The sequence below is a fragment of the Streptomyces sp. NPDC024698 genome, assembly GCF_055559015.1.
Genome location: NZ_JBVHLK010000032.1, coordinates 11,721 through 35,079, shown reverse-complemented (window position 1 = coordinate 35,079; position 23,359 = coordinate 11,721). Strand labels below are relative to the sequence as shown.

The 23,359-nt window shown below is 70.6% G+C and carries 17 protein-coding genes; 5 read left to right on the top strand and 12 right to left on the bottom strand.

Annotation, left to right across the window (positions count from 1 at the left end; all coding sequences use genetic code 11):
* Positions 1–35: 35 nt before the first annotated feature.
* The gene (locus ACZ4AA_RS36005) at positions 36–1,892 is read right to left on the bottom strand and encodes a hypothetical protein (protein ID WP_467612136.1); all 1,857 of its coding nucleotides are present in this window, start codon (positions 1,890–1,892) and stop codon (positions 36–38) included.
* 393 nt (positions 1,893–2,285) lie between these two features.
* On the opposite strand from ACZ4AA_RS36005, the gene ACZ4AA_RS36000 reads away from it, so the two are divergent.
* Positions 2,286–3,485 (top strand): hypothetical protein, encoded by a 1,200-nt coding sequence (locus ACZ4AA_RS36000; RefSeq protein WP_467612133.1) that lies wholly within the window; start codon positions 2,286–2,288, stop codon positions 3,483–3,485.
* A gap of 76 nt (positions 3,486–3,561) precedes the next feature.
* On the opposite strand, the gene ACZ4AA_RS35995 is transcribed toward ACZ4AA_RS36000, so the two are convergent.
* Complete coding sequence (locus ACZ4AA_RS35995; RefSeq protein ID WP_339130580.1) at positions 3,562–4,095, bottom strand: YbjN domain-containing protein; 534 nt, start codon at positions 4,093–4,095, stop codon at positions 3,562–3,564.
* Positions 4,096–4,362: 267 nt separating this feature from the next.
* A complete protein-coding gene (gene clpB, locus ACZ4AA_RS35990; RefSeq protein ID WP_467612130.1) occupies positions 4,363–6,975 on the bottom strand; it encodes an ATP-dependent chaperone ClpB in 2,613 nt (870 codons plus the stop codon).
* A gap of 129 nt (positions 6,976–7,104) precedes the next feature.
* Here clpB and ACZ4AA_RS35985 point away from each other — a divergent pair, with 129 nt between their 5' ends.
* Positions 7,105–7,518: a pyridoxamine 5'-phosphate oxidase family protein gene (locus ACZ4AA_RS35985; RefSeq protein ID WP_467612127.1), complete on the top strand. Its 414-nt coding sequence runs from the start codon at positions 7,105–7,107 to the stop codon at positions 7,516–7,518.
* A 161-nt stretch (positions 7,519–7,679) separates the two neighbouring features.
* Here ACZ4AA_RS35985 and ACZ4AA_RS35980 read toward each other — a convergent pair whose 3' ends face one another.
* Positions 7,680–8,015, bottom strand: a complete 336-nt coding sequence (locus tag ACZ4AA_RS35980; RefSeq protein WP_037614653.1) for a Rieske (2Fe-2S) protein — start codon at positions 8,013–8,015, stop codon at positions 7,680–7,682.
* Positions 8,012–8,308: a hypothetical protein gene (locus ACZ4AA_RS35975; protein WP_467612124.1), complete on the bottom strand. Its 297-nt coding sequence runs from the start codon at positions 8,306–8,308 to the stop codon at positions 8,012–8,014. Before ACZ4AA_RS35975 ends, ACZ4AA_RS35980 begins: the two co-directional genes overlap by 4 nt.
* A gap of 182 nt (positions 8,309–8,490) precedes the next feature.
* On the opposite strand from ACZ4AA_RS35975, the gene ACZ4AA_RS35970 reads away from it, so the two are divergent.
* A complete protein-coding gene (locus ACZ4AA_RS35970) occupies positions 8,491–9,483 on the top strand; it encodes a helix-turn-helix transcriptional regulator (RefSeq protein WP_467612121.1) in 993 nt (330 codons plus the stop codon).
* 89 nt (positions 9,484–9,572) lie between these two features.
* Here the strand turns inward: ACZ4AA_RS35970 and ACZ4AA_RS35965 are convergent, their stop codons facing one another.
* From ACZ4AA_RS35965 to ACZ4AA_RS35935, 7 genes are all read right to left on the bottom strand, one after another.
* Positions 9,573–10,649, bottom strand: coding sequence for a helix-turn-helix transcriptional regulator (locus ACZ4AA_RS35965; protein WP_467612118.1), 1,077 nt, complete (start codon positions 10,647–10,649; stop codon positions 9,573–9,575).
* A gap of 902 nt (positions 10,650–11,551) precedes the next feature.
* Entirely contained in the window at positions 11,552–12,616 is a 1,065-nt protein-coding gene (locus ACZ4AA_RS35960; protein WP_467612183.1) for a substrate-binding domain-containing protein, read from the bottom strand.
* Between the two features lie 754 nt (positions 12,617–13,370).
* Complete coding sequence (locus ACZ4AA_RS35955; protein WP_467612115.1) at positions 13,371–13,823, bottom strand: heat shock protein transcriptional repressor HspR; 453 nt, start codon at positions 13,821–13,823, stop codon at positions 13,371–13,373.
* 7 nt (positions 13,824–13,830) lie between these two features.
* Positions 13,831–15,018, bottom strand: coding sequence for a molecular chaperone DnaJ (gene dnaJ / locus ACZ4AA_RS35950; RefSeq protein WP_467612111.1), 1,188 nt, complete (start codon positions 15,016–15,018; stop codon positions 13,831–13,833).
* Between the two features lie 33 nt (positions 15,019–15,051).
* Entirely contained in the window at positions 15,052–15,711 is a 660-nt protein-coding gene (gene grpE / locus ACZ4AA_RS35945) for a nucleotide exchange factor GrpE (RefSeq protein WP_384790632.1), read from the bottom strand.
* Entirely contained in the window at positions 15,708–17,552 is a 1,845-nt protein-coding gene (dnaK, locus tag ACZ4AA_RS35940; RefSeq protein WP_467612106.1) for a molecular chaperone DnaK, read from the bottom strand. The genes grpE and dnaK overlap by 4 nt, the downstream gene beginning before the upstream one ends.
* 147 nt (positions 17,553–17,699) lie before the next feature.
* Entirely contained in the window at positions 17,700–18,815 is a 1,116-nt protein-coding gene (locus ACZ4AA_RS35935) for an MraY family glycosyltransferase (protein ID WP_467612103.1), read from the bottom strand.
* 264 nt (positions 18,816–19,079) lie between these two features.
* Between ACZ4AA_RS35935 and ACZ4AA_RS35930 the strand changes: the two genes are divergently transcribed.
* Both ACZ4AA_RS35930 and ACZ4AA_RS35925 read left to right on the top strand, forming a co-directional pair.
* Positions 19,080–21,356, top strand: coding sequence for a (Fe-S)-binding protein (locus ACZ4AA_RS35930; RefSeq protein WP_467612100.1), 2,277 nt, complete (start codon positions 19,080–19,082; stop codon positions 21,354–21,356).
* A gap of 483 nt (positions 21,357–21,839) precedes the next feature.
* Positions 21,840–23,333, top strand: coding sequence for an FG-GAP-like repeat-containing protein (locus ACZ4AA_RS35925; protein WP_467612097.1), 1,494 nt, complete (start codon positions 21,840–21,842; stop codon positions 23,331–23,333).
* Positions 23,334–23,359 lie beyond the last annotated feature (26 nt).

Below are 23,359 nucleotides of genomic sequence, written 5' to 3'. Positions count from 1 at the left end.
AGGGAGACCTGGGACGGGGGAAGGCGCCCCGTGCCTCAGTGGAAGGCCCAGGCCAGGGCCACGGTGACAGCGAGGGCGAGCAGGACGGGCCCGAGCGGGAAGCCACGGCCGCGGCCGGACACGGCTTCGGTGGGCCGCAGTTCCGGATGGTCGCGGAGCGCGGCGACCTCCTCGGTCATGCGGACACAGGAGGGGTGGAGGCCGAAGCGCCGTTCCAGTTTCGGCATTCCGAGGCCGGGCAGCCGCCAGTCGTCGCCCTCCGGCATCCGTATCTCCACGCCCCCTTCCTTGGTGTACCGGGCCGACCGCAGGTGCTCCCACGGCAGGTGCCGCACCTTCCACCAGCCGGACAGCCACAGGCCCGAACGGTCGGCGGTGACACGCCAGTTGAGCAGTTCCGCGGCGCCCGCGAGCCAGGACAGCGTGAAGAGCAGGTAGAAGACGGCTCCCACCTCGAACCCGTCCGTCGCGAGCGTGCGGGCGTTGAAGGCGGCGCTCGCGATCGCGGCCACGGCCAGGGCCGCGCCGGCGGCGCGGGTGAGGTCGCCGGGTCCCCAGCTCAGCGGGCGTCCCGTCGCGATCAGGGTCGCCGGGACCGCGGCGGCGGCACGCCGGGCCGGCGCGCACTCCTCCGTTTCCCAGATGGGCTCCGGTTCCCCGCCGAGGCGCGGCAGCCGGACGGGTCCGCTCGTCCGGACGACGGCCGTCCCGCCGTCGCCGAACGTGGTGACGAGGAGCAGTTCACCGCCGTCGCGGGGGGCGCCGAACATGACGGCCTCGCGCGGGAGCGGGGAAGCCGCGATCAGTCCCTCCCTGTCACCGGGCCGCACCGGTCCTCGCTCGTCCCCGCCGGGCACCTCGGCGACGAAGGGCGCGGTGAGAACGGGACGGCGGGCGGAGGTGTCGTCGCCCGCGTGGATCCACATCAGACCCTCGCGGTCCATGCGGACCAGCACCCGCAGCAGGGGAACCGGCCCCCGCCGCAGCGCGGCGGCACGGCGTCGGGCGAGCAGACCGGTGACGAGCAGCGAGAGCCCGGGGAGACCGGCGGCCAGAAGCCCCAGCTGAGGGCCGATGGCGTCGTACGGCTCGGAGGCCAGGCGCCGCCACGACCCGTCCTGGAGGACGGTCAGCGTGCCGCCGACAGGGTGGTCCTCGGGATAGACCGAGTCGAGTCGCAGCCGCCGCCCGTCGTGGGTACGCACCCGGACCGACTCGTCGTCCCGGCCGACGACCTTCGCCGCGGTGCGGACCGCGCGGTCCGCGTGCTGCCGGTCGTCGTGGACGCCCGCGAGCCCCTCGGCCGCGCAGAACGCGGCGAAGGCCAGGAGCACCAGCCCCGCCCCGATGGGGATCAGGCCGCGCCGCAGCGGGGCGAGGGGTCCGGGAATGGGGTGCCGGACGGTCGCGGAGGCCTCCGCGAGGGAGCGTCGGCGACGGCGGGCGGCGAGCCGTTCCACGGCGGCGGCCCAGCCGAGCACCAGGGCCGCGAGGACGCAGAGGTTCGCAGCGAGGGAGTTAGGTTCCGCGTCCGGCAGTTCCAGCCGGACCACGACCGCCGCCAGGGCGGGGGCCGCGAGCAGCGTCAGCTCCGGCAGCCGGGCGAGCCAGTACAGCAGCCCCACGGCCAGGCCCATCTCCGTCATGCCGAACCAGTCCGCGCCGCAGGGCGCCGCGTCGGTGCACGGCGGTTCCGGCGCCGCCGCGATCGCCCACACCACGGTGATCAGCAGCGCCAGTACGGACCACGGGGGGCGAGCCCAGGGCGCGGTGCGGACGAGCGACCACCGGGCCGCCTCGTCCGAGGACCAGAGGGACGCGTCCGCGGGAACGGACCGGAGCGACGGAGGGACGGGCGGCGGGGCCGGTATCGGGCCCGGGGTCTGTGACACGCGAGGATTATGCGGGATCACCTCTCACCCACCACTGCCCGGGGACGGCAGTGTTCCGGACCCCGCCACTGCCCGAGGACGGCAGCGGTCCAGGCCCCGCCACGGCCCGGGGACGGCAGTCTCCAAGGCCCCACCGCCGCCAGGGAACGGCAGTCCTCCGGGCCCCGGAACTGCCCGGGAACGGCAGCGGTCCAGGCCCCGCCACGGCTCGGGGGACGGCAGTGGTCCAGGGCCCGGAACTGCCCGAGGACGGCGGTCCCGGAGGGGCGGGGAGGGAGGCGTCTAGCATCGTCGGCACCCCGTCCGCGGGCGGCGCGCCGGAGGCTCCGCAACGGAACCCGCACGGACGATCAAAGCTCGCGAAGACCCCGTGCGGAACGCACAGTTCGGGGTGTGACCCACCCGAGTACCCTCGCTCGCCCCGCTCTCCAGGAGCCCCGCGACCGTGCCGTCCACCCGTCCCGCGCCGCACGCAGTCTGCCGTCCGCCGCGATCACGGCGCTCGGACTGTTCGCCGCCGCGCGCCTGGCCGGCCTCCTCGTGCTCGCCGGGACGGCCTGGGCCACCGGCAGACACCCGGTCGCCCTGCTCGCACGGTCCTGGGACTCGGCCTGGTACCTGGGGATCGCCGCGCACGGCTACGGCAGGACGCTCCACTTCCACCCCACGGTCGTCCACAGCGACCTGGCGTTCTTCCCGCTCTACCCGGCCCTCGTCCGGGCCGTCACGAAGCTGACCCCGCTGACCGGGGGCTCGGCGGGCCTGCTGGTCTCCTGGGCCGCGGCGGCGGCCGCCGCGTGCGGGATGTACGCGATCGGCGCCCGGCTGCACGGCCGCGCGGTCGGTACGACGCTGGTGCTGCTGTGGGGGCTGCTGCCGCACTCGGTGGTGCTGTCGATGGCGTACACCGAGCCCGTACTGACGGCGTTCGCCGCCTGGTCCCTGTACGCGGTGCTGGACGGACGGTGGCTGTGGGCCGGCTCGCTCGCCGCGCTCGCGGGGCTGTCCCGGCCGAACGGCTTCGCGGTCGCCGCCGCGGTCCTCGTGGGGGCGGCACAGGAGATCTGGCGCCGGCGCGGAAAAGTTTCCCACAGGGTGTGGACGGGCGCCTTGCTCGCACCCGCCGGCTGGACCGGCTACGTGCTGTGGGTGGGCCGCCGCGAGGGCGACTGGCTCGGCGGCTACTTCCAGGTGCAGCGGCTGTGGGGCTCACGTTTCGACCTGGGCGACGGGTCGCTGCACTTCGTCAAGCACCTGCTGCTCCACGGGGACCGCTTCGTGTTCCCCATGACCATGGTGATCGTCGCCGCGGCCGTCCTGCTGTACGGGCTGCTGATCGCGGACCGGGCGCCCCTGCCGCTGCTGGTCCACAGCGGCGTACTGCTGCTGATCGCGCTGGGCGGCTCGGGGTTCTTCGAGTCGAAGCCGCGCTTCCTGCTCCCGGCGTTCCCGCTGCTGCTGCCGCTGGCCCGCGCCCTGGTGCGAACGGCGAGAGCCCGGCCCTGGCACGCGACCCTGGTGGTCGGTGCCCTGGCCGGGCTCTCGTTCGCCTACGGCGCGTATCTGGTCGTGATCGCGCACACCCCGCTCTAGGGCAGGTCTGCCCCAGGGGCCGGTGCACGCGGGAGGAAGCGCCGCCGCGGGGGACGGGCCGCCGCGGGAGAGGGGACTATTCGTCCTCGTCGTCCTCGGGCTTGTCCGCCTCGTTGATCTCCTGCTCGAGGCCGAGCTGCTCGACGAGCCACTTGTCGAACTCGATGGCGGCGCGCACCCAGCTGACCGTGGAGGACACGAAGTGCTCCAGGCTGACGCCGGTGCCGATCAGCATCTGCGCCTCGCCGATCAGACGGACGGTGCCGTCGTCGTGCGTGTGGCTGTAGACCTTGGGCCACAGCGTGCGGCGGTTCCAGTCGTCGATCGACTCCAGGAGCGCGGGCTTCTCCTCGAGCTGGTGCGGCCGGTCGTAGAACGTCCGCACCGAGAAGACCTGCTGGTCCGCCTCGCCACGGAACATGAAGTACGTACGGAACTCCTCCCACGGCGCCGCGAGGTCACCCTCGTCGTCGACGACGTACTTCAGCTCCATCTGCTCCAGGAGCTGCTTCACGAGGTCCTGATCCGGGACCACGGGACCGGCGGGGCCGCCGGACTGCGGCTCGGGCTGGCCCCCGAAATTCGGAATCGAGGACGGGTCGATGCTCACCGTGTATTTCCCTTCGTACGGATACCGCCATCCTCTCTCATGCGGGGCGGGGAGTGGCAACCTCTGGCGGCGCCTGTCCGCCGGGGGCTGACAAGATCCGGTCACAGGCGGGCCTCGGACCGGCAAAGCGGAGAGCCCGCGGCGGGTGCGCCACGGGCCCTCTCCCCCGGGTTCCGGTGCCGGACCCGCGCCGGAATCCGGTGCGGGACCTCTGCCGGGTCCCGTCACCCGGCCTCTGCCGGGTTCCGGTGCCGGTGTCCGTGCCGGTTACAGCGTCTTGCCCGTGGCCGGTCCCACGATCAGGCCGTCGCCGAAGGCGTCCACCCGGACCGTGTCGCCGTCCTTGACCTCGCCGGCCAGGATCTCCTTGGCCAGCCGGTCGCCGATGGCGGTCTGGACGAGGCGGCGCAGCGGGCGCGCTCCGTACGCCGGATCGTTGCCCTCCTCGGCGAGCCAGGCCAGGGCCGCGTCGGTGACCTCCAGGGTGAGCCGGCGCTCGGCGAGCCGGCGCGCCAGGGAGTCGATCTGGAGCCTGGCGATGCGTTCCAGCTCCTGCTGGTCGAGGGCGGAGAAGACCACGAGGTCGTCCAGCCGGTTCAGGAACTCCGGCTTGAAGGAGGCCCGCACGACCTCCAGGACCTGCCGCTTGCGGTCCTCGTCGGAGGCCGACGGATCGGCGAGGCTCTGCCCGCCCAGGAACTGGCTGCCCAGGTTCGAGGTGAGGATCAGGATGGTGTTGCGGAAGTCGACCGTCCGCCCCTGACCGTCCGTCAGCCGCCCGTCGTCCAGTACCTGGAGCAGGATGTCGAAGACCTCGGGGTGGGCCTTCTCCACCTCGTCGAGCAGGATCACGCTGTACGGACGGCGGCGCACGGCCTCGGTGAGCTGGCCGCCCTCCTCGTAGCCGATGTACCCGGGCGGCGCGCCGACCAGCCGGGCCACGCTGTGCTTCTCGCCGTACTCCGACATGTCGATGCGGACCATCGCCCGCTCGTCGTCGAAGAGGAAGTCGGCCAGCGCCTTGGCCAGTTCGGTCTTGCCGACGCCCGTGGGGCCGAGGAAGAGGAACGAGCCGGTGGGCCGGTCCGGGTCGGCGATCCCGGCGCGGGTGCGCCGCACGGCGTCGGACACCGCTCCCACGGCCTCGGCCTGGCCGATCAGACGGCGGCCCAGCTCCGCCTCCATGCGCAGCAGCTTCTGCGTCTCGCCCTCCAGGAGGCGGCCGGCGGGGATTCCGGTCCAGGCGCCGACGACGTCCGCGATGTCGTCGGGTCCGACCTCCTCCTTCACCATGGTGTCCTTGGTGACCTCCTCCTCGGCCTGCGAGGCTTCCTCCAAGTCCCGCTCCAGCGTGGGGATCTCGCCGTAGAGCAGCTTGGAGGCGGTGTCGAAGTCGCCGTCGCGCTGGGCGCGTTCGGCCTGGCCGCGCAGTTCGTCGAGCTTCTCCTTCAGCTCACCGACGCGGTTGAGGGACTGCTTCTCCTTCTCCCAGCGGGCGTTGAGACCGCGCAGCTCCTCCTCCTTGTCGGCGAGGTCGCGGCGCAGCCTGTCCAGGCGCTCCCTGCTGGCGGGATGGGTCTCCTTGCCGATCGCCAGCTCCTCCATCTTCAGCCGGTCGACGACCCGCTGGAGCTCGTCGATCTCGACCGGGGAGGAGTCGATCTCCATCCGCAGCCGTGAGGCCGCCTCGTCGACGAGGTCGATGGCCTTGTCGGGAAGGAACCGGGAGGTGATGTAGCGGTCGGACAGGCTCGCGGCGGCCACCAGCGCCGAGTCGGCGATCTGGACCTTGTGGTGGGCCTCGTAGCGTCCCTTGAGTCCGCGCAGGATGGCGATGGTGTCCTCGACCGTCGGCTCGGCGACCAGCACCTGCTGGAAGCGCCGCTCCAGCGCCGGGTCCTTCTCGATCCGCTCGCGGTACTCGTCCAGCGTGGTCGCGCCGACCATGCGCAGCTCGCCGCGGGCGAGCATGGGCTTGAGCATGTTGCCGGCGTCCATGGCGGAGTCGCCGCCCGCTCCGGCGCCGACGACGGTGTGCAGCTCGTCGATGAAGGTGATGATCTGCCCGTCGGAGTCCTTGATCTCCGCGAGCACGGTCTTCAGGCGCTCCTCGAACTCGCCCCGGTACTTCGCGCCGGCCACCATCGCGCCCAGGTCGAGCGAGACGAGCCGCTTGTTCTTCAGGGACTCGGGGACGTCGCCCTTCACGATCCGCTGGGCGAGGCCCTCGACGACGGCGGTCTTGCCGACGCCGGGCTCCCCGATGAGCACGGGGTTGTTCTTCGTGCGGCGGGACAGGACCTGCACGACCCGGCGGATCTCGTGGTCCCGGCCGATGACGGGGTCGAGTCTGCCCTCACGCGCGGCGGCGGTGAAATCCGTACCGAACTTCTCGAGCGCCTTGTACTGGCCCTCCGGATCCGCGGTCGTCACCCGGCGCCCTCCCCTGGTCTTCTGGAACGCGTCGAGCAGCTTCTTCGCGCCGGCGCCCTGCTGGGAGAGTACGTCGGCGATCCCCCCGCCCTTCGCGGCGATCCCGATCAGCAGGTGTTCGGTGGAGATGAACTCGTCGCCCAGCTCCTTGGCGCGCTCGGCGGCGTCCGCGATGACGGCGAGCGTCTCGCGGTTCGGCTGCGGGGGCGCGACGGTGGAGCCGGTCACGCTGGGCAGGCCGGCGAGGACACGTTCGGCACCCGCGCGGACCGAGGCCTGGTCGGCGTCGACGACCGCCAGCAGATCGATGATGTTCTCGTTGTCCTGCCCCTCCAGCAGAGCGAGCAGCAGGTGGGCGGGGGTGAGGTCCGGGTGCCCCTCCCGTACGGCGCGGTTGCTGGCCGCGTTGATCGCGTCCCGGCTCCTGTTGGTCAGCTCGGCGTCCACGTTCGCGTTCTCCTCCTCCTGGTGTCCTGACCATTCCCTGACTCATCCAGCGTACACAAAGTTGAGTCTATTCCGCTCAAGGCTGGAAGAGCCGGAAAATGGACAGCCACAGGCGTAGATTCAGGCCTCATGGCTTCCCATGCGGTGGACCCGCGGCGGCCCGACGCCGCCTACCTGAGCTTCTGGCGCGAACGCCGTCTGTGCACGCTGACCACCCTCAGGCCCGACGGCAGCCCCCATGTCGTACCGGTCGGAGTTACATACGATCCCGAGGCCGGTCTCGCTCGGGTGATCACGAACAAGTCCAGCCGGAAGGCCGCCCACGTGCTGGCGGCCGGACCCGACGGGGCGCGCGTGGCGGTGTGCCAGGTGGACGGCGCGCGCTGGGCCACGCTGGAGGGGCGGGCGCGGGTCTCCACGGACCCGGCGCGCGTCGCGGAGGCGGTGCGGCGCTACGCGGAGCGCTACGAGCGCACACCGGCGCCGAACCCGTCACGCGTGGCGATCGAGATCGAGCTCACGGCGGCGATGGGCCGCGGATGAGGCCGCGGACGGAGATCCGGCGGCCGGTCGCGACCCCCGCGGGAACGGGCCGGAACCCGGAGACGTCCCCGGAAACTACAGCGGCGTCACCGTGTTCAGGTCACGGTGACGCCGCTGCGGGGGGAAGTACCTGCGCGATCTACTACGACGGGGGAATCGCGTCAGGCACTGCGGGGGGTGGCTGCGATGGTCTCGACGTCGGGGACGTCGGGTCCGGTGAGCTGGTGGTCGCGCTGGTCGAGGTTCACGAAGATCATGCCGTACCGGATGGCGCACCGGACGGGCTGCGGCGCCCCCCGAGGCCGCCGCAGACACCGGTACGCCCGTACGTCCTCGTCGTCGTCGCGGGTGACGACGACGGGCTCTCCGAAGACGGTCACCATCAGCGAGTCACCGCTGTAGGGGATGGCGGTGACCAGGTCGATGAAGTGCCAGCCGGACCGGTAGGCCGTCGCCATCTCTCGGCGGAAGGAGCGGTCGTCGGGAGGAATGCTCATGCTTCTGCGCTCGCGGAGACGATCGTCCAGCCGCTGTCCGACAGAACCGCGACCTCGGCGCCGTCCCAGCCACTGTCCGCCAGGGTCTGCTTCACGCTGTTCCAGCCACTGTCGCCCGGAAGCGCCGCGGCCTCGATGTCGGTCCAGCCGCTGTCCCCCGGGACCGCCTCGGCAGCGGTCCAGCCGCTGTCCGCCCTGGCCGCCTTCACACTGGTCCAACCGCTGTCCGGAACGGCCCAGGTCCGGGCACCCCCGGCATCAAGACCCGAGGCCCCCAGGGAGCCGGACGCCACAGCGACAGAGAAGACTGCGGCAAGCACTGAACCAAGCAATCTCGCTCGCATAGTCGGCTTCGTCCTCACTTGATGGAATCTTCTCCCCCGTCGTCACAAGACGATGGCTCATTCAGGCACGTCAATGCCACAGCAGCGATGCATCATGTTCCTGCACGTTCAGGACCCTGGGGGGTGGAGATTTGCCCACAAAGTACTCACAACCGACACATCCCCACGCTGTCACCACGTTGTGTGACGAAGGAACACGCCTTTACGCCAGTGCGTTGCACTCCGGCCGCATCACTCGGGTCGAAGTGGAAACGGCCCCTTGCCTCTTGGAGTTCGCGCTGCTTCATCCCGACCCCGACGACGAGAAGTGGCTGCGTCCCGTCCCGCCGTCCGTCGCGCTCGCCCAGCGCCTCCAGCCCCTGGAACGGGAGATCCAGGAGCGCCGGCGGCTGGCGATCGAACTGACCGACTCCTTCGACCCGTTCATCGCGATCAGCACGCAGAGCACCGCGAGCATCCACGCGATCACGGTCCTCGAAGGATTCGACCGGATCAACGCGGCACTCAATTCGGCCACCGCCGAGTGCCAGACGGAGATGCTGACGATCCAGCCGGGCGGCGGGCGGCCGGCCGACGCCCTGATGCAGGCCCTGGAGCGCGACAGACCGCTCACCGACCGGGGCGTACGCATCCGGACGCTGTATCAGCACACCGCCCGGCACAGCCAGGGGACGCTCGCCTACGTGGAGCGCATATCCGGCGGCCGGATCCAGGTGCGCACCCTGGAGGAGCTGATCGAGCGGCTGATCGTCTTCGACCGGACCGTGGCCTTCATACCGGCCAGCGACGACCGGCGGGTGGCCCTCGAACTGCGCCACCCCGGACTGGTGCTGTATCTGAGCAAGGTCTTCGAGCAGCTCTGGCAGCGCGCGGTCCCGCTCACCGAGGACGTCCCGAACGACGTCGGCCCCAACGGCATCACCGGCGTGCAGCGCTCCATCGCCAAGCTGCTCATCGAGGGGCACGTGGACGAGGCCATAGCCCGCCGGCTGGGCATGAACGTCCGCACCTGCCGCGCCCACATAGCCAAGCTGGCCTCCGCCCTCGGCAGCGGGAGCCGGGCTCAACTCGGCTTCCTGATAGCGCAGTCGGGACTCCTGGACCAGCCCGAGGGGGGTGAGTGACCCCGGCTGACGGACACGTACGCGACCCCGCGTCGGCCGAACGCCGAGGCCGCGGCCGGGCACCGACGGACCCGCAAGGACCGCCGCCGTCAACGGCCGGCCGGGGAACCGCGGTCCGGGACGGCGGGGGCCGCGGGCGCGGCCTCGACGACGGTGACGGCCGCCGGGCCCGATCCCGATCCGGGAGAACGCTGCGGTCCGTCGAGACCCGCCTGGGCGATCCGTACGCCCAGCTGCGTCCGGCTCGCCGCGCCCAGCGTCTCCGACAGCCGGGCGATGTGGGCCCGGCAGGTCCGCACGCTGATGCCCAGGCGCTCCGCGACCACCGCGTCCTGATGCCCCTCGGCCAGCAGCGCCGCGATGGACCGCTCCCGGTGGGTGATGCCCTCGATACCCGTCTCGGGCATGGGCGAGGTGAGCGGGATCCCGAGGCGCCACAGCCGCTCGAAGACCGTCACCAGGTAGTCCACCAGCGCGGGGTGGCGCAGCTCCAGCGCGATCGTGCGGTCCGCGTTGGCGGGGATGAAGGCGACCGTGCGGTCGAAGAGAATGAGCCGCTCCACGACCTCGTCGAGGGTACGGGCCTCGGCCGCGTCGCCCATCAACTCCATGTAGTTCAGGAGGCCTTGGCCGTGCCGGGCGACATGGGTGTAGAGATCGCGCATGCGCACCCCGCGCCGGCGCATCTCCATCGCGCGGTGCAGTCCCTCGACGAGTTCGTCCTCGCGCCGGATGCCGCCCGGCTGCACGGTGAGGACCTCGCGGGTGCACTCCTCCGTCGCCTTGTCCATGGCGGCGTGGATCCGCGGGAGTCCGTCGAGGACCCGGATGGCCACGCCCTCGGCCGGCGCCCGGACCCGGCCGCCGAGCCCCGCGTACCACTCGAAGGCCGACACCGCGTCACCCACCCGCGCCTGGCTCGCGCTGACCTCCTCGTACACGCCCCGCAGGAGCCGGGTCATGACCTCCTGCGGCGAGGTCGGCACCAGCCAGCCCATGTCGTCCGGATCGGGGTGCAGCAGCGCCAGTTCCAGCAGACAGGGCACCGGTTCGGCGTCCTCGCGGGGCACCCGGCCCCGTCGCACGGCCCGGGAGTACACCCGGTCGCCCGCGTCGCACAGCCGGTCAGCGCCGTGCGGATGCCTGTCCGTCCCGTGCCCGGCCATCTCCCACCCCTGGCTCCAGCTCCAACCCCTGGCGTGAGCCCCGCGTCAGGGCGTCCTCCGCAGCGCAACTATGCGCGGACGCGTCCGGCATCGCAACAAGGCTTCGTCGCCGCAGGACGTCCGTTCGCCCCCGCTCGTCCCCATAAATCCTGACCTCCGCCGCGCCTCTTGCAACAAGCTGAAGGGTCGCCGTCCGGGCGTCAGGACACCCCGCGGAACACCCTCGACGCACTCCGCCGACGGACGCTCCGCCCTCACTCCGAGAGCACAACTCGGTTCTCTTCCAAGGGACTTGCGGCGACCGTACGGAGCTCGGCCGAGGACGCCGGTCCCGCCTCGGAGCGGCGGGCGAGAGCCGCGCCGGACAGGGCGGTGACGGAAAGTTCACAGGACCCGCAGATCGCGTGAGCGGCATCCGGGGCGAGCGGCGGGAGGCGGGCACCCGAGGGCGGGTACCAGGGGGGCGGCCAGCGGGAGGCCGGCGCCTCCATGTGACCGGGCGGTCGGGCGGTCGGGCGGTCGGTCGGCGAACCTCACCGTGCTCGGCGCGACGGCCGGAAATCGCCGGTGCGCCCGCGCCGCCCCGCTGACGTCGTCCGCGGGGATGTATCCTCCGCGCCCGCCGTTCTCGGGCCTCCGGTGGGGACCCGGCGTTCCGGGACAGCGCGTACGGGCGCCGAGGGGCGCGTGGGGAGCCCTGTGCGCCCGCTACGGGAAAGCCCTCGGGCGCCGGGCCGTCGAGAGGCCCTGTGCGGCCTCTGGGGCCCTTGGGGCTCCTGGGGCGCAGCGACAGCGGAACGGCCCCGGTCGGGGGCGCACGCCGTGGGCGCGCATCCCCGACCGGGGCCGGAACCATGTCTTTCCCGGCCCGCCGTCCCGAAGTGGAACGGGGGCGGAAGGTACTACCTGATGCCGAGCGAGCCGCAGAGCGACTTGTAGGCCGTCGTGCAGATCTTGTTGACGGGGTAGATGCCGTCCTGGACCACCGTGTTCTCGATGTTGTCCTTGGTGAGGGCGACGACCGGCACGAGCTGGGACGGGATGTCCTTGTTCGTGGGGCTGTCGACCTTGTCGCGGGTGAGCGCGTCGAACTCGATCGAGCGGCCCTGGACACGGGCGACCGCCATCTCGGCGGCGGCGTTGGCCTCCTCCGGGTACGACTTGTACACGCTCATGTACTGGTCGCCCTTGATGATCCGCTGCACGGCGACGAGCTCGGAGTCCTGGCCCGTGACCGGCGGGATCTTGGTGACGCCCGCGGCCTTGAAGGTGTCGATGACCGCGCCCGCGATGCCGTCGTTGGCGGCGTAGACACCGGCGATGTTGCTCAGTCCGACGGCCTGGATGGACTTCTCCATGTTGACCTTGGCGTTGGCCGGGTCCCAGTCCTTGGTGTCGTACGAAGCGGCGATGATCACCTTGTCCTTGAGCTCGGACATGGCACCCGACTTGAACTGCGCGGCGTTGGGGTCGGTCACCGAGCCGTTCATCATGACGATCTTCTTCGAGGCCGAGTTGGCGCCCAGCGCGCCGGCCAGGGCCTTGGCCTGGGTCTCGCCGACCAGCTCGTTGTCGAAGGAGATGTAAGCGTCGATCGGACCCTGCGCCAGACGGTCGTAGGCGATGACCGGGATACCGGCCTCCTTCGCCTTGCGCACGCCCTTGGCGATCGTGACGGAGTCCACCGCGTCCACGAGGATGACGTCGACCTTGTCGTCGATCATCTGCTGCATCTGACGAAGCTGCTTCGCCGCGTCCTGCTCGGCGTTCAGGTAGACGACGTCACCCTTCTTCTCGGTGAGCTTCAGAACCTGATCCCTGATGATCGGGTAGTCGAACTTGTCGTAACGGGTGTTCTGCTTCTCCGGAAGGAGCAGCCCGACCTTGATGTCATCACCCTTCGTGGGGCTGGCCGAGGTACCGCTCCCCCCGATGCCCAGGCCGCAGCCGGAGACGGTGACGGCCATGGCGGAGGACGCCACGGCTATGGCGGTACGGCGGAGGCCGGTGTTACGAGTCTTCACATCAGGTGCCTTCCGGGCGAGGTTGCAGCATTGCGACCCAGGTGGCTGAAAGCCAACGCGGCGATCACCTCAGCGTCAAGGAGTAACCACTTAACGAGATGGCAACGGCGTTTCGTGTTCCACAAGTGAACACGACGGGAAAAGACTACGCCCATCCACCGACCGATCCCCTCAGCTTCACCTTCTGTCATTCACAGGTACGACCAACTTCCGTTCACGGGAGTCGTGATCGTCGACGGTTTTTAACTGCCGTTGACGATCAGTCAGACCTGATGGAACGCATGGACAGAGCCACCGGCGCGCGGGGCGCCCTCGCCGCGGCCCTCGCGCCCGCCACAGCGGGCGGCCCGCCCGGCGCGGCCCGCACCAGCGCCTCGGCAGTGACCAAGCGCACATCGCCTCTCCATAAGCGGCAGTTCTCCGCGAACACCGCTTTCCCGGGCACGGCGACGCCCCCAGGAAGAACATCCCGGCCAATGGGTCGAAAGCGGCCTATCGCGCTATTCCAGTGGCAAAGAACGCACAGCGCGCCGATTGCACCAAGAGGACGGGCAAGGCAAACGACCCTTTCGCCGACAAACCCGCCACCCCCCCCTCAGGCATCGGCGAAATCAAGCCGCTTGTCGCCACGGGTTCCCCGGCGCATGCGAAGGGGCCCACCGGTTCGGTCGAACCGGTGGGCCCCTTCGGGCAAGAACTAGTCGGTCGCCCGCTTGGGGCGCCACACCACCAGGGCGCTGGTCTGCTGGACCTCCTGGTACGGGACCAGGTCGCGCCGGTAGGAGGCGTGCACGGCGGCCTCGCGCTGCTGCATGGCGGCAGCGGCGCCGTCCAGGGCCGACTCCAGCTCCGCGACACGGGACTGGAGCGCGGCGACCTGGTTCTCCAGTTCGATGATGCGCTTGATGCCGGCGAGGTTGATGCCCTCGTCCTGCGACAGCTGCTGGACGGTGCGCAGCAGCTCGATGTCGCGGGCCGAGTAGCGCCGGCCCCGGCCGGCGGTGCGGTCGGGAGAGACCAGACCGAGCCGGTCGTACTGACGCAGGGTCTGCGGGTGCAGTCCGGAGAGCTGGGCCGCCACCGAGATGACGTAGACCGGGGTCTCCTCGGTCAGTTCATAGGGGTTGCGTCGACGACCGGTCGTGTCCATGGCTCCGTCATGCTCCCTTCGCGGCCTGGAACAGCTCCGCCCGCGGATCCTCACCCGCGGTCGCCTCTCGGTACGCCTCCAGGGCGTCACGAGCCGTGCCGGACAGATCCTGGGGGACCGTCACCTCGACGGTGACCAGCAGGTCGCCCCGGGTGCCGTCCTTGCGGACCGCGCCCCTGCCCCGGGCGCGCATGGTGCGCCCGTTGGGAGTGCCCGGCGGCAGCTTCAGCGTGACCGGAGGACCGCCCAGCGTCGGCACCTTCACCTCGCCACCGAGCGCCGCCTCCGCGAAGGTGACGGGCACGGTGACGGTGAGGTTGTCGTCCTTGCGGCCGAAGACCGGGTGGGCGTCCACATGGACGGTGACGTACAGGTCACCGCCCGGACCTCCCCGCTCTCCGGGAGCACCCTTGCCGCGCAGCCGGATCCGCTGGTTGTCGCTGACACCCGCGGGGATCCGGACCTGCATCGTGCGGGACGACTTGGCCCGGCCGCTGCCCGCGCACTCCATGCAGGGGTGCTCGGCGATGAGGCCGCGCCCCTTGCAGTCGGGGCAGGGGTCCGTGAGCGAGAATCCGCCGCCCGAACCCCGCGCCACCTGGCCGGTGCCGACACAGGTCGGGCACACACGCGGTGTGCCGTTCTTGTCGCCGGTGCCCGAACAGGCCTTGCAGGCCGCCTGCGAGGTCATGCGCAGCGGAACGGTCGCGCCGTCCACCGCCTCCGTGAAGGAGAGCGTGACCTCGGTGTCGATGTCCTGGCCGCGCCGGGGCTGCGTCCGCGTGCCCGGTCCCGCGCCGCCTCGGTTGAACAGGCCCCCGAAGACGTCACCTATACCGCCGCCGAAGCCGCCGGCCCCTCCAGCTCCCTGTCCCTGGGCACCGCCTCCGAAGAGGTCACCCAGGTCGAAGTTGAAGTTGCCGCCGCCCGCGCCGGGACCCGGACGGAAGCCGCCGTTGCCGAAGAGGGCGCGTGCCTCGTCGTACTCCTTGCGCTTCTTGGGGTCGCCGAGCACGTCGTTCGCCTCGGAGATCTCCTTGAAGCGCTCCTCGGCCTTGGCGTTGCCCTTGTTGGCGTCCGGGTGGAACTCGCGGGCGAGCTTCCGGTACGCCTTCTTGATCTCGGCCTCGGTGGCGTCCTTGGGGACGCCGAGGACCTTGTAGAAGTCCTTCTCGATGAAGTCCTTGGTGCTCATCCCCGACGTCCCTCCTTCCTCGTCCGTTCAAGCTCAGCCCTCGTCCGGGCCACCGCTCTCCTTGTCATCGGCCGCCTCGGCCGAGTCCTCGGCCTTGACCGTCTGCGCCCCGGGCTGCGGCTCGGCGACCGCCACCCGCGCGGGGCGGATGGTGCGCTCGCCGAAGCGATACCCCGGCTGAAGAATCGCCACGCACGTCGTCTCCGTGACGTCCGGCGCGTACGAGTGCATCAGGGCCTCGTGGATCGTCGGGTCGAAGGGCTCGCCCTCCTTGCCGAACTGCTGGAGCCCCATCTTCGCCGCGACGGTCTCCAGCGATTCGGCGACGGACTTGAATCCGCCGACGAGCTCGCCGTGATCCCGCGCGCGGCCGATGTCGTCGAGCACGGGCAGGAGCTCGGTCAGGAGGCTCGCCACGGCGACCTCCCTGACCGCGATCCGGTCGCGCTCGACACGGCGGCGGTAGTTCTGGAACTCGGCCTGGAGCCGCTGGAGGTCCGCGGTGCGCTCGGTCACTGCCATGCGCGCCTGGTCCAACTGGGCCGTCAGGCCGGTCAACTGTGCTGCTGCGTCCCCGTCCGGGGCCGCCGCCCCCTCCGCAGAGGGGGTGGCGGTCTGCGGCTCGGCGTCGTCAGAGGTGGCGCCGGAAGGGACGTCGGGCTGCTCTTCGAAGCCCGGGGTCTCCTCCGTCACGCGGCACCGTCCCGGCGGTCCTCGTCGACGATCTCGGCGTCGACGACATCGTCGTCGGCCTTCGGGGCCTCGGCGCCGTGGGCGTCGCCGCCGGCGGCCTGACCGGCCTGGGCGTCGGCGTACATGGCCTGGCCGAGCTTCTGCGAGACCGCGGCGACCTTCTCCGTGGCGGTGCGGATCTCGGCGCTGTCCTCGCCCTTGAGCGCGGCCTTCAGCTCCTCGACGGAGGCCTCGACCTCGGTCTTGATCTCACCGGGGACCTTGTCCTCGTTGTCCTTGAGGAACTTCTCCGTCTGGTAGACGAGCTGCTCGCCCTGGTTGCGGGTCTCGGCGGCCTCGCGGCGGGCGTGGTCCTCCTCCGCGTACTTCTCGGCCTCCTGGCGCATGCGGTCGACCTCGTCCTTCGGCAGCGAGGAGCCGCCGGTGACGGTCATCTTCTGCTCCTTGCCCGTGCCGAGGTCCTTCGCGGTCACGTGCATGATGCCGTTGGCGTCGATGTCGAAGGCGACCTCGATCTGCGGGACACCGCGCGGGGCCGGCGGCAGGCCGGTCAGCTCGAACATCCCGAGCTTCTTGTTGTACGCCGCGATCTCGCGCTCGCCCTGGTAGACCTGGATCTGCACGGAGGGCTGGTTGTCCTCGGCCGTCGTGAAGATCTCGGACCGCTTGGTCGGGATCGTGGTGTTGCGCTCGATGAGCTTGGTCATGATCCCTCCCTTGGTCTCGATGCCGAGGGACAGCGGGGTCACGTCGAGGAGCAGGACGTCCTTGACCTCACCCTTGAGGACACCGGCCTGGAGGGCCGCGCCGATGGCGACGACCTCGTCCGGGTTCACACCCTTGTTGGCCTCGTTGCCGCCGGTCAGCTCCTTGACGAGCTCGGCGACGGCGGGCATACGGGTGGAGCCGCCGACGAGAACGACGTGGTCGATCTCGGACAGCTGGATGCCGGCGTCCTTGATGACGTTGTGGAACGGCGTCTTGCAGCGCTCCAGGAGGTCGGCCGTCAGCTGCTGGAACTGGGCGCGCGTGACCTTCTCGTCCAGGTGCAGCGGGCCCTCGGCGGACGCCGTGATGTAGGGCAGGTTGATCGAGGTCTCGGTGGACGAGGACAGCTCGATCTTGGCCTTCTCGGCGGCCTCGCGCAGACGCTGGAGCGCCATCTTGTCCTTGGCGAGGTCCACACCGTGACCGGAGCGGAACTGCTGCACCAGGTAGTCGACGACGCGCTGGTCCCAGTCGTCACCACCGAGGTGGTTGTCGCCGTTGGTGGCCTTCACCTCGACGACGCCGTCGCCGATCTCCAGGAGGGACACGTCGAAGGTGCCGCCACCGAGGTCGAAGACGAGGATCGTCTGGTCGTCCTTGTCGAGGCCGTACGCCAGGGCGGCGGCGGTCGGCTCGTTGACGATACGAAGGACGTTGAGGCCGGCGATCTCGCCGGCTTCCTTCGTCGCCTGACGCTCGGAGTCGTTGAAGTACGCCGGGACGGTGATGACCGCGTCGGCCACCTTCTCGCCCAGGTACGCCTCGGCGTCGCGCTTCAGCTTCTGCAGGATGAAGGCGCTCATCTGCTGCGGGTTGAAGCTCTTGCCGTCGAGCTCGATCTTCCAGTCGGTGCCCATGTGACGCTTCACCGAACGGATGGTCCGGTCCACGTTGGTGACCGCCTGGCGCTTGGCGACCTCGCCGACGAGCACTTCGCCGTTCTTCGCGAAGGCGACGACGGACGGCGTGGTCCTGGCGCCTTCGGCGTTGGTGATGACGGTGGGCTCGCCGCCTTCGAGAACGCTGACGACGGAGTTAGTCGTGCCCAGGTCGATGCCGACCGCACGTGCCATTTCGATTCCTCCAGCAATGACTTGAGTGGAACGGACTCAAGTGTGCACGACGTCCGCCCCCTGGTCAACAGACCTGAGTCGATGAGGCTCAACTCTTATCCGCTCCTTACACGCATGGAGCCTCTGAACTGGGGTTTTCTCTCAGAGTCAGTGGACCTTTACCGCGCCAGGTGCCTCCGGACGGGGACGCCCCGGACGTCCGAGCGACCTCGGGACGGGTCCCCCGGGGGCGGGGATGGCATGCGGATGGGCGCGGCGCGGACGGGTCCCGGGACGTACGGCCCCCGCGACGGCGACCGCCACCACGGCGCCCGCCACCCACCAGGCGGCTCCCGCCCCCAGCCATCCGAGGTCGATGCACAGCCCCACGGACGCGGCAGCGAACGCGGCGAGCCCCGTCACGACCAGGACCCCCTGCCGGGTGAGCCCCGCCCGCCGCAGCCGGTGCACCAGATGGTCGGGCGCCGGGCGCAGCAGCGGCCACCCGGCCCGCCCCCGCGACACCAGGACCAGGAGGGCGTCGGCACTGGCCACCGCCGTCAGCGCGAGGGCGGCGCCGAGACCGGGCCCGGCGGGCCGCTCCGCGTGCACCCGCACGACCGCCGAGGCCAGCAGGAAGCCGGCGAACAGCGACCCGCACCGCCCCGGCGCGATCCGCGCGGGGGGCCATCCCTGCATCAGGAAGCCGGTGAGGGCCGCGGCCAGGACGCTGAGCAGCGCCGCGAGCCCGTCCATGAGCTCGGCGGCCGCGCACCCGCTGAGGGCGAAGGCGGTGATGACGCCGACCGTCCCCATCACCCCGTCGGCGTGGTCGAGCGAGCGGAAGGCCTGGGTGACGAGGACGATCCAGGCCACCGCGGCCGCCGCGGCCGGCAGGCCGAGTTCGTCGTAGGGGACGGTCAGCGCGGCGGCGACGGCGACGCCGGCCACGCACACCACCGGGGGCACGGGCAGCAGATCGGCGGCCAGTCCGAGCAGGGCGATCACGATCCCCGCGGCCAGCAGTCGCCCGGTGTCCGCTCCGAGCGGGGCGGCGCCGGTCCAGTTCCCGGCCCAGCCGACGAAGGCCGTCGCGCCCGCCACGGCGACCCCGCCGAGGAGCGGAACGGGGCGCGCCTTCACAGGCGCCCGGGGTTTCGCCCGGCGGACGGGAAGGCCCGTCCCGTCGACCGGGGCGAGGCGCAGGGAGAGTGACCGCAGCAGCGCGGTGAGCGTGGCGGTCAGGAGCAGAGCGGCGGTGGCGGCCGTGATTCCGTACAGCACCTCGCCAATTTAGGGGTAATTGTCACAGTATTGGGTGAATAACACGATCGGGTTTACGTGTCCTGTCGTCACAGGGCGAACCGGACCCCGCGCCTCCCTTCGGCGCGGCCGGTCAGGCTTCCCTCAGCGACGCAGATCACCGCAGCGCTGACTACAGTGCGGCGAAGGAAGTGGGTAGTCTCAGACGGACTGCATAAGTTACCGCTTAGTAATCACCTTCGAGGTCATCTCGAAGAACACCTCGCAGGCCCGAGGAGCCCCCGAATGCAACTCGCCGCGATCATCGTGTCGCTGGTCCTGACCGTGGTCGGCGTCGCGCTGATCGCGCGGGCCGTCGCGCAGATCTACCGGTTCATCAAGCTCGGCCAGCCCGTACCCGCCGGCAGCCGCACCGACGACTGGAAGGCCCGCAGCGTCACGCTGGCCAAGGAATTCGTCGGCCACACCCGGATGAACCGGTGGGGGATCATCGGCGTCGCGCACTGGTTCGTGGCCGTCGGCTTCCTGACCCTGGGCCTGACGATCGTCACGGCCTACGGTCAGCTGTTCAAGGCCGACTGGACGCTCCCGGTGCTCGGCGGCTTCCTTCCGTACGAGCTCTACACCGAGTTCATCGCCCTGTTCACGACGCTCGGCATCCTCGTACTGATCGCCGTCCGCCAGCTGAACCGGCCCTCGAAGCCGGGCCGCAAGTCCCGCTTCGCCGGCTCCAAGACCGGCCAGGCCTACTTCGTCGAGGCCGTGATCCTCGTCATCGGCCTCGCGATCATGACCCTGCGCGGCCTGGAAGGCGCGATCCACGGTGTCGACCACTACGAGGCCGCGTACTGGGCCTCGTACCCCCTGGTCGCCGCCTTCAAGGGCCTGAGCTACGGCACCCTCCAGAACCTGGTCTACCTGACCGCCATGATCAAGCTCGGCGTCACCATGGGCTGGGCGATCACGGTCGGCCTCAACACCAACATGGGTGTCGCCTGGCACCGCTTCCTCGCCTTCCCGAACATCTGGTTCAAGCGCGACGCCAAGGGCGCGACCGCCCTCGGCGAACTGCTCCCGATGACCAGCGGCGGCAAGGCCATCGACTTCACCGACCCCGGTGAGGACGACGTCTTCGGTGTCTCCCAGGTCGAGCAGTTCTCCTGGAAGGGCCTGCTCGACTTCTCCACCTGCACCGAGTGCGGCCGCTGCCAGTCGCAGTGCCCCGCCTGGAACACCGGCAAGCCACTCTCCCCCAAGCTCCTCATCATGTCGCTGCGCGACCACGCGCACGCCAAGGCCCCGTACCTGCTGGCCGGCGGCGGCAAGGACATGGAGGGCAACGAGAAGGCGTCCGAGGAACAGCTCAAGGACGTTCCCGCGGCCGCCCTCGCCGAGGCCGAGCGCCCCCTCATCGGCACCGCCGAGGAGAACGGCGTCATCGACCCGGACGTCCTGTGGTCCTGCACCACCTGCGGCGCCTGCGTCGAGCAGTGCCCGGTCGACATCGAGCACATCGACCACATCGTCGACATGCGCCGCTACCAGGTGATGATCGAGAGCGCGTTCCCGTCCGAGGCGGGCACCATGCTCAAGAACCTGGAGAAGAAGGGCAACCCCTGGGGTCTGGCCAAGAAGCAGCGCCTGGAGTGGACCAAGGAGGTCGACTTCGAGATCCCCGTCGTCGGCCGCGACATCGAGGACCTCAGCGAGGTCGAGTACCTCTACTGGGTCGGCTGCGCCGGCGCCCTGGAGGACCGGGCCAAGAAGACCACTAAGGCCTTCGCGGAACTGCTGCACATGGCGGGCGTCAAGTTCGCGATCATGGGCGGCGACGAGAAGTGCACCGGTGACTCCGCCCGCCGCCTCGGCAACGAGCCCCTGTTCCAGGAGCTCGGCATGGAGAACGTCGCCGCGCTGAACATGGCCTTCGGCGAGGACGACGAGGACGAGTCGACCAGGAAGCCCAAGGCAGCGAAGAAGATCGTCGCCACCTGCCCGCACTGCCTCAACACGATCGGCAACGAGTACCCGCAGCTCGGTGGCGACTACGAGGTCATCCACCACACCCAGCTGCTCCAGCACCTCATCGACGAGGGCAAGCTGCTCCCGGTCACCCCGGTCGAGGGTCTGATCACCTACCACGACCCGTGCTACCTGGGCCGCCACAACAAGGTCTACACGCCCCCGCGCGAGATCATGTCCGCCGTCCCGGGCCTGCGCCAGCAGGAGATGCACCGCCACAAGGAGCGCGGCTTCTGCTGCGGCGCCGGCGGCGCGCGGATGTGGATGGAGGAGCGGATCGGCAAGCGCATCAACAACGAGCGTGTCGACGAGGCGCTGTCGCTCAACCCGGACATCGTCTCCACCGCCTGCCCGTTCTGCCTCGTCATGCTGACCGACTCGGTCAACGGCAAGAAGAACGAGGGCAAGGCCAAGGAGTCCGTCCAGGTCGTCGACGTCGCCCAGCTCCTCCTGGAGTCGGTCAGGACGCCGGTCGAGGAAGAGCCTCCTGCGGGCGCGGCCGAGTCGGAGAGCGAGCCGGAGCCGGAACCGGTGAAGTAACCGGCCCCGTCCGGACGGCGGTCCGTACGACCGCCGTCCGGGGACGACCGCCGGACCCGACCGTGCGACACGACCGCCGGACCCGACCGTCCGACACGACTGTCTGACGCAGCCGCCTGACCGGCCGTAAGACGCCACCGACCGGCCCGGTCCGATCGGTGTACCGACGCCCCCGTGCTCCCGGAGCACGGGGGCGTCGTCGTACTCCCCTGTGGCGCCCAGGGCCGCCCTCGCCCCCACCGTCTGCCACCCGCGACCCGCGACTTGCCACCCGTGACCGGCGACCTGAGAGCGGCAGCCTGCGACCGGCGACCGGCCGAAATAAAACCGAACTCACGTACAACCCTCACCCGGCTCCGGTGGTCTCCTGTTCGCCGATCAGTCAGTGAACTGCCGTACAACTCCCGGCAAATGCAGACGCTCGGCTCCCTATCGACAGGGGATGTGCGCCCAGCGTCCCCGCGTGCCGCAGGAGAATCCCGCATGCACAAGCGTCACCCGCACCATGTGCGACTCGCCCTCGCGACAGCGACGGCCGCAGCGCTGACGGGCGGTCTGCTCACGTTCTCGGCCGCGACCGCGACCGCCGCGGACTCCATGAGGGTCCCGAAGGCCGACTTCAACGGCGACGGCATCGGCGACGTGGCCGTCTCGGCCCACGGCGCCTCCGTCAGCGGCCACGCGGGCGCCGGCCAGATCGTCGCCCTCTACGGCTCGGCCACCGGCGTGTCGTCCGCCAGGCACTCCACGATCAGCCAGAACACCGCCGGTGTCCCCGGCACCGCCGAGGCCGGCGACGCGTTCGGCGCCGAGACGGCTTACGCGGACTTCAACCACGACGGATACGACGACCTCGCCGTCGCCTCCCCCTCGGAGAAGGTCGGCAGCGACACGAACGGCGGCGCCCTCGCCATCCTCTGGGGCTCCGCGAGCGGCCTCACCGGCAAGAGCGTCAACATCCCGGACCCGTCCCCGTCCTCGCACGACTACTGGGGCAAGGACCTGGCCGCGGGCGACTTCGACGGCGACGGGAAGGCCGACCTCGCGGTCGGCAGCTCGGCGAGCACGATCTACGTCTACAAGGGCGGCTTCAGCACCTCCGGAACCCCCGGCGGCCGTACGACGATCAAGCCCCCGATCCAGTCGGGCACCAACGACAACCCCTACGGCCCGCTCAGCCTGACCGCGGGCGATGTGAACGGCGACGGCAGGACCGACCTGATCGTCGACGGCTTCGAGACCCGGACCGGCACCGGCTGGAACACCAACTACTACGTGCCCGGCACGGCGAGCGGACTGAGCGTGGCGTCCGCGAAGGTCCTCAGGACCGGCATCGTCACTGGTGTCGGCGACATCAACGGCGACGGCTACGGCGACATCGTCAGCGGCGCCGGCTGGGACTCCACCCTGGACGACGGCACCCCGATCCCCGACTCCGCCAACGGCGGCAAGGTGAACATCACCTACGGCTCGGCGTCGGGACCGGCCGGTACGACCGGCGTCACCCAGAACAGCGGCAACGTCCCGGGCTCCTCGGAGAAGGGCGACGGCTTCGGCTGGGACCTGGACATGGGCGATGTCAACGGCGACGGCTATCAGGACCTGGTGGTCTCCGCCCCGGACGAGGACCTCGGCGGCGTCACCAACACCGGCATGGTCACCGTCCTGTACGGCTCCGCGGCCGGCATCAACGTCTCCTCCGGCATCCAGGCCTTCGCCCAGAGCACGGCGGGCGTCCCCGGCAACGACGAGAAGAGCGACCTGTTCGGCGCGGACGTCAAGCTCGACGACGTCACCGGAGACGGCAAGGCGGACCTGGTCGTCGGCTCGTACGAGAACTCCGGGGACGGCGCCGTGACCTACCTGCCTTCCAACGGCAGCAAGATCACCACGACCGGCTCCCGCTTCATCTCGCCCAGCGCGTCGGGCGTCTCGACGTCGGGCAGCCCGCAGTTCGGCGCCGTCTTCGCCGACTGAGCCGTCCGGACGGGCCGCCTGTCACC

What these genes read in the sequence shown, in the direction of transcription:
- ACZ4AA_RS35985 (WP_467612127.1), top strand. Translation starts at nt 7,105, where the DNA reads ATGGCTTCCCATGCGGTGGACCCGCGGCGGCCCGACGCCGCCTACCTG.
- ACZ4AA_RS35980 (WP_037614653.1), bottom strand. Translation starts at nt 8,015, where the DNA reads ATGAGCATTCCTCCCGACGACCGCTCCTTCCGCCGAGAGATGGCGACG.
- ACZ4AA_RS35965 (WP_467612118.1), bottom strand. Translation starts at nt 10,649, where the DNA reads ATGGCCGGGCACGGGACGGACAGGCATCCGCACGGCGCTGACCGGCTG.
- ACZ4AA_RS35960 (WP_467612183.1), bottom strand. Translation starts at nt 12,616, where the DNA reads ATGGCCGTCACCGTCTCCGGCTGCGGCCTGGGCATCGGGGGGAGCGGT.
- ACZ4AA_RS35955 (WP_467612115.1), bottom strand. Translation starts at nt 13,823, where the DNA reads ATGGACACGACCGGTCGTCGACGCAACCCCTATGAACTGACCGAGGAG.
- dnaJ (WP_467612111.1), bottom strand. Translation starts at nt 15,018, where the DNA reads ATGAGCACCAAGGACTTCATCGAGAAGGACTTCTACAAGGTCCTCGGC.
- dnaK (WP_467612106.1), bottom strand. Translation starts at nt 17,552, where the DNA reads ATGGCACGTGCGGTCGGCATCGACCTGGGCACGACTAACTCCGTCGTC.
- ACZ4AA_RS35930 (WP_467612100.1), top strand. Translation starts at nt 19,080, where the DNA reads ATGCAACTCGCCGCGATCATCGTGTCGCTGGTCCTGACCGTGGTCGGC.
- ACZ4AA_RS35925 (WP_467612097.1), top strand. Translation starts at nt 21,840, where the DNA reads ATGCACAAGCGTCACCCGCACCATGTGCGACTCGCCCTCGCGACAGCG.